Source organism: Methanoculleus sp. UBA291, from assembly GCF_002499755.1.
Classification (GTDB): Archaea; Halobacteriota; Methanomicrobia; order Methanomicrobiales; family Methanoculleaceae; genus Methanoculleus; species Methanoculleus palmolei.
Genome location: NZ_DANC01000047.1, coordinates 22,641 through 29,680 on the forward strand (window position 1 = coordinate 22,641; position 7,040 = coordinate 29,680).

The following is a 7,040-nucleotide window of genomic DNA, read 5'->3' on the forward strand; positions in this document are numbered from 1 at the left end:
TCTGTTGAGAGAGACATACGTCCTCCCTCTTTATATGGGCTTGTCCTCTGCACCGGTGCGGGGTCCCGGCCCCGGCCGCACCCGGGACGAACTCTTATGCCGAAGCAGGTCACAAAAGAAGAGTATGGCAAACCGAGAGATATCGGTCAACATCCCCGGCAACCTCGACCCGGTCTACTCGAACCGGATCCAGATCGCCTACAAGGAGGACGAGTTCACGTTCCTCTTCCTGCACGAGATCCCCGGCATGAACCAGGCGCGTGCGAAGGCGATCGTCTCGATCAGCCCCCGGCACGCGAAAAATCTGGTCGAGGTGCTGGCAAAGAGCGTTGCCGACTACGAACAGAAGTTCGGCAAGATCACCACCCCTGAGACCGCCCCACACCAGGAGAGTAACGTCACCATCCGGGGCTACTCCTGAACGGGATCGGGGCGGCGGTCTCCGGGCAGGTGATACCTTTTTAATTTCGGACGTACAATGTTGTAAGGCAGTCGCCGCTGTGGCTTAGCGGTATAGCGGCTGATTCGTAATCAGCAGGTCGGGGGTTCAAGTCCCCCCAGCGGCTCCTTTTCATCCGAGGTTCAAAGCCGTAATTTGTTTACCTGTTTCATGTCTTTTCCTGCGCTTTCGTTCTGCAGAAGATATAAATATCTCGATGTTGAGAAAAGGGTATACCATGACGGAGAAGAAGGAGACCCACCCCCGGTGCGTCCACTGTGGAACGATCATGAACCGGGTGTACGTACGGTCATCGGGAGAGCAGAGGGAGTGGCTACCTATCGGTTGGGCCTGCGTTGTGTGCCAGTGGATGAGCTGGGACTGACGTGGTTTTTGGGTTAGGGATTGTTGCACCCTACATAGGGCTATAGAAATAGTTTGGATCGGGTTTTAGAACTGGATCTCTCGTTTATTATATAGGTCGATCAGGCCTTGCTCTGATAAGGTACAGTCAACAAGGTTCTCAAACTCATTTTTCTCGATTTTTAACTGTCTTGCCATTATCCCAATTAGTTTATCACTGATCTCTTTGGTTCCGTGACTCACCCAAGTGACTATCCGCGTCTTTTTACCGTTATGGTAGAGAGTTAATTTGATGTCTTTTGAGTTATGTTGTTGGAAACCTTTTCTTATCAACGCATTTTGGATGTTGCGGTTTTTCCGGGTTCCCAATTATATCCCCTCAGCCGGTAGTGATAGCAGTTTTTCACGGAACTGAACTCCTCCTTCAGTCAATTTGTTAACATCCTCCTCAACATAATCGAACCATAGCAACTTGAATTCTTCGTTTATCCTATCTACACCATCTTTTAGGTCATTGCATGTAACTAGGAGACTGAAATCATCATTATAAAGGATATATTCGTCATTTTCAAACTCAACTTCAAGGTTGATAGGAACTCGAAGAGACAGAACATGCGATTCATCGAATCGAATGTGGGTTAGAGGGAGATTTTTTAATGGTTTGAATTCTTTTTCGTTCGCAATATTAATAGTTCGTTGACCCTCCTCAGTTGAACCACTTACACTAACAAGCTGTTTAATTCTTTTTATCACAATTCCTTCGAGTTCTGGAGGATACTTACAGGTATATTTACCCTCAGGCGTGTCAATAATAAACTGGCGCTTTTTATCTACACTTAACTCTACTAAACGGCCCGTGACAGTTTTTCTAATTGGTTTTGGGGGCTTAATTATGGCATTCTTGATTATGGGTTTTCTCTGTGGGTCTAACTTTACTTTCTCCGCAGATCCAAACCCGATATTGACATCATATATTGAATCTTGCTCCGGCCAGAGATTATCCACGACCTCGATGGATTTAACCGCTCTATCTTCATCGTTATTTAGTACACCGAGTACCTTAGAGTAGATCTCGTCTTGACTCGAAGCGATATCTACTATGGTGCCAGCAATGGAGATCGCACGCTCCCCGAATGTGCCTCCAACACCTGGAAGTCCATACTGACTGTGCGAAAGCCTCACAGTAGCGTCGACACTACCCTGCTTAAGCTCAGATATTTCCAGCTCGCAATTGTCCTTCACAGTCTTGGGGAAGTCACCTGCAGCTCTTGGTTTATGACCCTCTAGGTGATCGCATACGACATACATTAAATTCTGGATCGCCTGAAAATTGCTGATAAGAGCATTAACTGATATCTTGGGGTGTTCTTCACTGTGTGAAGCAATGTAAATACTAATTTCTCTCGATCCGACCATTCGTCATACCCCTCACGCAGCTCTCTGGGTCCGATATTAATACACTCATCTGCACATTGGATATTTATGAGTATGGATGTATACTCAATGAAGAACCCTAGAATATTTAACTTTTTCATATGCGCGGTGTGAAAGTGTATAATACATGAATTGTTAAGTGTGTAACATTGACTTTTGAGCGCGCGCTCAGCAATACTGTGAGTGCATCCTCTTCACGGTATAGGCCCTTTGTCGCACTCCTCTCGCGGTTTAACTCGAAACACCTGCCTTTCTCAAGTGATCGCTGCAATGGGAACACAGGTCATTCCCCATTCTTCCCCTCCATAAGCGCCGTAAGCCTGCTCACCTGCTCGGTGAGGGCGTCGATCTTCTCCAGCGCCCGATCGTGAGTGAGGAGCCGGAGAATCCCCCGGTCAAGGGCGGACGCTCCCCCCCGGTCCATCGTCTCCACCTCGGCGGGGCCTTCGCTGTGGTCCACCCACCAACCCGGGAGAGCAGTTCCCCCGTCCGCCAGAGTCTCCGAGACCCGGAAGGCGTAATGGGGCTGAGTAATGATCTTCCCGATCTCGTCGGGGTGATGCACCTCGATCGTGCAGCCGGTGTAGTACTGAGCAAGCACGAAGTTCTGCACGGCTTCATGGATGGCGAGCAGGACCCGCACCTCCGCCACCTCCATAGAAGGGGCTATAATCCGCTGTTGGGCGTCCGGGTATGCTACGATACTCCGGGGGTGCAGATCGAGCGTTATAGCTGGCATGTTCGGCCCCTGCTGTGCGGCAAGGAACTTGTGACGCTCCCCGTTACGCATCTTCCATGAGCGGTAATACCCGGTGTGCAGCGGATCGAGGGAGAGAAGGCCATCCATCCGGGTAATCTGATACTTAAGCCGGATGTTGTGAACCCGGCAGGAAGAGAGCTCCGGCGGGGGCCGCGGGGCCCGTAGGTCTGTGGCTCCCACCCACCACTGATCCGTTTTTCCCGGGGTGGCGGAGCTCGGCCAGAGTAGCCCGAGCTCGCGTAACTTCCGTATAGTGATGCTGACGTGCTTCCGTGAAACTCCGAGTAAGCGCGCCACCTGAGCCTGAGTGTGATCGCCCGTCGCTATGAGGCGGGCGATCCGCTGTTCCGTGTACGAAAGTCGCATTCAATCCGTGCGTGGTGAAGAACTGGTGTTCTCAGGGCAGTTCGTGGATCGCGGGCGGTCCACCAGATCAGGAGCGGAGCGGCGTCCCGGGCCGGTCGGGCGATGTGGAGGTTTATAGTCCCGGCCTTCGCTGCTATACCCTGGAGAGTCTCCATGAGCGGTGCGAGGGGGCCGGAGACACCGAACGAGGAGAGACGTTCCGGACCGGTGGCCTGCGGCTCCCTCGGTTGGGGTCGCCTGGGTGGGTGGAGGTCGGAGTATTCGGCACGCCAGGATCCCGGACGGCCGATGACCTGCCAGACGCGGACGCCGGCGGACGCCTCGAAGTCATTGATGGCGTCCGCTATCGCATGAGGGAAGTCTTCCATTGCGCTCCCCTCAGTTTTGCGCCTGGTCCGGGGCCTTAATGACCCACTCGCCCGACTCGATCTTAAGATCGATGACGGCCCGGTGAGCGGGGGTGCATCGAGGATCGAGGAGAAGCCGATCCATATCTGCGGGAGAGACCTGGCGGGTCATGCCGGCACCCCCTCACCCTTCAATACGATGTTGAGGAGCTCAACCCGGGCGAACCAGACCGGCGAAAGCATCACCGTTTTTGCAAGGTGGCGGGAGCCGATCTTCACTCGCGGCTTCTTCCAATTCCTGCGTGTCTGTGTCTTCCTTCCGAGGATCACGGCTTCGACGTGATAGGGCTTGAAGAGAAGCACCTATACCGCCTCCTGCGGCGCTGTGAGCTCGTAGAGGTAGAGCTGCTGGCGGCGTCCGTCGAGGTCCGAGCGGCGGCAGTAATACGATGCGTGCCGGCCCACTACCTGTACACGGATGAACTCTCCTTCCTCGGTGCCGGGGATGACGTCCCATGTCTTCCCCCGGGTGCGGGTGAGGAGGGCCTTTGTTGTTCGGGTGGCGGTGATCATTCTGCCACCCCTTGCCCGCGAGGCGTTGAGATGGTGAGTGGTTCCTGCTGGAGCCGCGCCCGGGCTGTCTCGTATGCAAGCGGGTCGATCTCGTATCCGAGGTACGATAGGTTGAGGAGCTTTGCCGCGAGGAGGGACGTTCCCGATCCGGCGTAAGGGTCGAGAACGAGATCCCCGGGTTGTGTGAGCCGTGAGAGTAAGTGCAACGGCTCTTGAATAGACTGTTCCCATTGATGGAACTGCTTTGCCCGGGCCCCGGAGACTACATCTAAGAAGATGGTTTCTACCGGCGTGATCGGGGGTTTCTGGTAGATGAGAATAGGTTTCCAGCCGCAGATTACCTTTCGGGCCCACACTACTGTTTTTGCACCGCTGTTGAGTTGTGCCACGGTCCAGAAGTAACTCAGGCCGGGGGCGTCCTCGAAGATGTGCATGATGCGGTTGAGGTAGAACTGCGGGCAGTACATGACGAGGAACCCGGAGGATTTGAGGATCCTGGGGGCGTGGCGTGCGAGAGTGCTGTACGCCTGCTCGTACGTCTTCCCGAGGTAGGGCGGATCGGTGAAGATGAGGTTAACTGAGTCATCGGGGAGCGTCGCCATGCCGGTGTCACAGTCTCCGAGGATTAGAGTGGAGTTCACTTACTCCACCCCCGGAAGCCGGCGCTGCCGAAAGTAGCGGCCTAGATCCAGCCGGGGCCGAAGTGTGCCGTCGGAGATCCCGATGTGATACGCCCGACTTACGGCAAGCGCTTCATCGGGGAAGGGGCCGCGGGAAAGAGTGTACTGCATCAGGCGCACCCCTCGTCTTGGACCACGATCACATGCCCGCACCGCAGGCACCGGTAGCGTTCATACGTCGCCCCGATGCCATCCTGCACGGTCCCGGTCCGGATGCTGTCCGCACCGCATCGGGGGCAGGCGGTGGTCTTCGCAGCATTTGGGGTCTCAGACAAATGCTGGTCCAGCCAGCCCGTCGGGCACTGCTTGAGTTTCCCGGGGCACTTGTTTCCGGCCGCTCTGCAGGTGCGGTGCGGCCGGCCGGCCCGATTCGTACCCTCGATGAGGTCAGGGCACCTGGCGACCCGGCAGGCAAAGGTATCCGGGACGCGCGGGCGAACCAATATATTCTCAGATTCCGATACAGATGTGGCGGCCCGGTTTTCCTGGTGCTTGCAGGCGTGGGAACACGCGGGGCTGCCGTTCAGGCATTTGTTTTTTGACATGCATTCTCACCTTTGATGAAAATTCGCTCGACGGAGCCTTTCGTTTCAGAGACCTCCTCTTCTGCGACATCTGAAGTGTCGATACCGAGAGCATCGAGCCCTCGAACAACGATGAGCCGCGCCGCCTCGGTGCGGGTGACCAACTTGTGGCTGACCTGTACCTCATCGATCGCGTCGAGCATCCACGTAGGGACTTTGAACCAAATGGAGTGCAGAAGGGCGGCTTTCTGGTTTTTATTTACCATTGTTTACCACAAATTAACAATGATATACAAACCCATATATGCCTACCGGTTTTACAACGTTTATCAACGATATATAATGGTAAATTTTGGTGATGGCAAATGGCAAAAAGGAATAAACAGACTGGAGTAAGGATGGATCCCGGCATGGTTGAGCAAATTGATCGACTTGCAGACGCACATCACCGAGACCGTAGCGGCGAGATTATCCATGCATGCGCGCTATACATCGCCGCGCACGAGCCCCCAAACACGCCCGAAGCATATTATGCTGTCCTTCAGGCGCTTGAAGAACTCCGGTCTAAAATGCTTGAAAACCTAGAGGGGAAGCAGATAAGTGCCCCATCGGGGATCACAGTGAAAGAGGGGTGGTTCAAACGATAATGCTCCCCGTTAGGGTGTCCCCGCGCCGCCGAATATGGATTGATGTTTCATTCCGCTATGAACGAGGTGATCCTATAATTATAAGACCCCTCAGATAAAACCTGGAGTCATGGTATTCCGGGAAATTGACGATGATCTCTGGGAGATTGTTCAGAACCACCTTCCCCCAACAAAGCCGCATATCGGTCGACCCCGGTGTGACCCCCGCGGGCTGATCAACGGCATCCTGTACGTCCTGACCACCGGATGCTCCTGGCTCGATGTACCGGTGAAATACGGTACCAAATCGACGGTTCACCGATATCACCTCGAACTCTGCGAGAAAGGCGTGTATCAGGCGATCTTCCTCGACCTTCTTCAGTCGGGATACGAGATCAAGAAAATCGATCTCTCACATTGTGCGACGGATACCAAGGATATCCCGGCGAAAAAAGGGGATCAACGGGATATGATGGCTATAAAAAGGTAAACGGGAACAAACTGAGCGCTCTGGTCGATCGGAACGGTCTTCCGCTTGTCTGCACAGTTTCCCCTGCGAACGTCCATGATTCCCGGCTCTACGAGCCAACTCTCGAAGCATTTGAGATTCCCAATACCCAGGATCATCCTGCGATCATCTCCGCAGATGCGGCCTACGATGCCCGCGAGATTCGTCAATACAACCGGAAACGAGGGATCAAGAGCAATATCTCGGTCAACCGGAGATCGCGGAGGCGACAGAGACGAGAAAGGCCGTTCTGGTTCGATCCGATACTTTACAAGAAGCGCAGTGCCATCGAACGGTTCTTCAGCTGGATTGAAGCGTTTAAGAAAATTGTCCCGCGATACGAACGATATGAGCACTCATTCCTAGGACTGATTCACCTGGCATGCAGCGTCATGATCGCGAGAGTATTGGGATGACCTC

At 54.1% G+C, this 7,040-nt stretch carries 14 protein-coding genes and 1 tRNA gene; 5 read left to right on the top strand and 10 right to left on the bottom strand.

All coding sequences use genetic code 11. The annotated features are described in order from the left end of the window. Positions 1–124 precede the first annotated feature (124 nt). Both BP737_RS11645 and BP737_RS11650 read left to right on the top strand, forming a co-directional pair. Positions 125–421: a DUF3467 domain-containing protein gene (locus tag BP737_RS11645; RefSeq protein ID WP_292409322.1), complete on the top strand. Its 297-nt coding sequence runs from the start codon at positions 125–127 to the stop codon at positions 419–421. 73 nt (positions 422–494) lie between these two features. Further along, positions 495–566 (top strand) — tRNA-Thr (locus BP737_RS11650). 605 nt (positions 567–1,171) lie between these two features. Here the strand turns inward: BP737_RS11650 and BP737_RS11655 are convergent. The 10 genes from BP737_RS11655 to BP737_RS11700 all read right to left on the bottom strand — a co-directional run bounded on the left by BP737_RS11655 (position 1,172) and on the right by BP737_RS11700 (position 5,752). Next, the gene (locus BP737_RS11655; protein ID WP_292409320.1) at positions 1,172–2,218 is read right to left on the bottom strand and encodes a hypothetical protein; all 1,047 of its coding nucleotides are present in this window, start codon (positions 2,216–2,218) and stop codon (positions 1,172–1,174) included. Between the two features lie 301 nt (positions 2,219–2,519). After that, on the bottom strand, positions 2,520–3,083 hold the full coding sequence (locus BP737_RS11660) for a hypothetical protein (RefSeq protein WP_292409319.1): 564 nt from the start codon (positions 3,081–3,083) through the stop codon (positions 2,520–2,522). 236 nt (positions 3,084–3,319) lie between these two features. Beyond that, the gene (locus tag BP737_RS11665) at positions 3,320–3,730 is read right to left on the bottom strand and encodes a hypothetical protein (protein ID WP_292409317.1); all 411 of its coding nucleotides are present in this window, start codon (positions 3,728–3,730) and stop codon (positions 3,320–3,322) included. Between the two features lie 10 nt (positions 3,731–3,740). Further along, entirely contained in the window at positions 3,741–3,881 is a 141-nt protein-coding gene (locus BP737_RS11670; RefSeq protein WP_292409315.1) for a hypothetical protein, read from the bottom strand. Further along, on the bottom strand, positions 3,878–4,072 hold the full coding sequence (locus BP737_RS11675; RefSeq protein ID WP_292409313.1) for a hypothetical protein: 195 nt from the start codon (positions 4,070–4,072) through the stop codon (positions 3,878–3,880). The genes BP737_RS11670 and BP737_RS11675 overlap by 4 nt, the downstream gene beginning before the upstream one ends. Further along, positions 4,073–4,282 (bottom strand): hypothetical protein, encoded by a 210-nt coding sequence (locus tag BP737_RS11680; protein WP_292409311.1) that lies wholly within the window; start codon positions 4,280–4,282, stop codon positions 4,073–4,075. It lies immediately after the preceding gene. Further along, on the bottom strand, positions 4,279–4,923 hold the full coding sequence (locus tag BP737_RS11685) for a DNA-methyltransferase (RefSeq protein ID WP_292409309.1): 645 nt from the start codon (positions 4,921–4,923) through the stop codon (positions 4,279–4,281). Before BP737_RS11685 ends, BP737_RS11680 begins: the two co-directional genes overlap by 4 nt. Next, a complete protein-coding gene (locus tag BP737_RS11690; protein ID WP_292409307.1) occupies positions 4,924–5,073 on the bottom strand; it encodes a hypothetical protein in 150 nt (49 codons plus the stop codon). Next, on the bottom strand, positions 5,073–5,507 hold the full coding sequence (locus BP737_RS11695) for a hypothetical protein (protein WP_292409306.1): 435 nt from the start codon (positions 5,505–5,507) through the stop codon (positions 5,073–5,075). Before BP737_RS11695 ends, BP737_RS11690 begins: the two co-directional genes overlap by 1 nt. Next, a complete protein-coding gene (locus BP737_RS11700; RefSeq protein ID WP_292409303.1) occupies positions 5,486–5,752 on the bottom strand; it encodes a hypothetical protein in 267 nt (88 codons plus the stop codon). The genes BP737_RS11695 and BP737_RS11700 overlap by 22 nt, the downstream gene beginning before the upstream one ends. Before the next feature lie 99 nt (positions 5,753–5,851). On the opposite strand from BP737_RS11700, the gene BP737_RS11705 reads away from it, so the two are divergent. The 3 genes from BP737_RS11705 (at position 5,852) to BP737_RS14815 (ending at position 7,036) form a co-directional block, all read left to right on the top strand. After that, a complete protein-coding gene (locus BP737_RS11705; RefSeq protein ID WP_292409301.1) occupies positions 5,852–6,133 on the top strand; it encodes a hypothetical protein in 282 nt (93 codons plus the stop codon). A 109-nt stretch (positions 6,134–6,242) separates the two neighbouring features. Further along, positions 6,243–6,602, top strand: coding sequence for a transposase (locus BP737_RS11710; protein WP_342686205.1), 360 nt, complete (start codon positions 6,243–6,245; stop codon positions 6,600–6,602). Continuing rightward, on the top strand, positions 6,530–7,036 hold the full coding sequence (locus BP737_RS14815) for an IS5 family transposase (RefSeq protein ID WP_394339253.1): 507 nt from the start codon (positions 6,530–6,532) through the stop codon (positions 7,034–7,036). The genes BP737_RS11710 and BP737_RS14815 overlap by 73 nt, the downstream gene beginning before the upstream one ends. Positions 7,037–7,040: the final 4 nt, after the last annotated feature.

What these genes read in the sequence shown, in the direction of transcription:
- BP737_RS11645 (WP_292409322.1), top strand. Translation starts at nt 125, where the DNA reads ATGGCAAACCGAGAGATATCGGTCAACATCCCCGGCAACCTCGACCCG.
- BP737_RS11655 (WP_292409320.1), bottom strand. Translation starts at nt 2,218, where the DNA reads ATGGTCGGATCGAGAGAAATTAGTATTTACATTGCTTCACACAGTGAA.
- BP737_RS11660 (WP_292409319.1), bottom strand. Translation starts at nt 3,083, where the DNA reads ATGGATGGCCTTCTCTCCCTCGATCCGCTGCACACCGGGTATTACCGC.
- BP737_RS11665 (WP_292409317.1), bottom strand. Translation starts at nt 3,730, where the DNA reads ATGGAAGACTTCCCTCATGCGATAGCGGACGCCATCAATGACTTCGAG.
- BP737_RS11670 (WP_292409315.1), bottom strand. Translation starts at nt 3,881, where the DNA reads ATGACCCGCCAGGTCTCTCCCGCAGATATGGATCGGCTTCTCCTCGAT.
- BP737_RS11680 (WP_292409311.1), bottom strand. Translation starts at nt 4,282, where the DNA reads ATGATCACCGCCACCCGAACAACAAAGGCCCTCCTCACCCGCACCCGG.
- BP737_RS11690 (WP_292409307.1), bottom strand. Translation starts at nt 5,073, where the DNA reads ATGCAGTACACTCTTTCCCGCGGCCCCTTCCCCGATGAAGCGCTTGCC.
- BP737_RS11695 (WP_292409306.1), bottom strand. Translation starts at nt 5,507, where the DNA reads ATGTCAAAAAACAAATGCCTGAACGGCAGCCCCGCGTGTTCCCACGCC.
- BP737_RS11700 (WP_292409303.1), bottom strand. Translation starts at nt 5,752, where the DNA reads ATGGTAAATAAAAACCAGAAAGCCGCCCTTCTGCACTCCATTTGGTTC.
- BP737_RS11705 (WP_292409301.1), top strand. Translation starts at nt 5,852, where the DNA reads ATGGCAAAAAGGAATAAACAGACTGGAGTAAGGATGGATCCCGGCATG.
- BP737_RS11710 (WP_342686205.1), top strand. Translation starts at nt 6,243, where the DNA reads ATGGTATTCCGGGAAATTGACGATGATCTCTGGGAGATTGTTCAGAAC.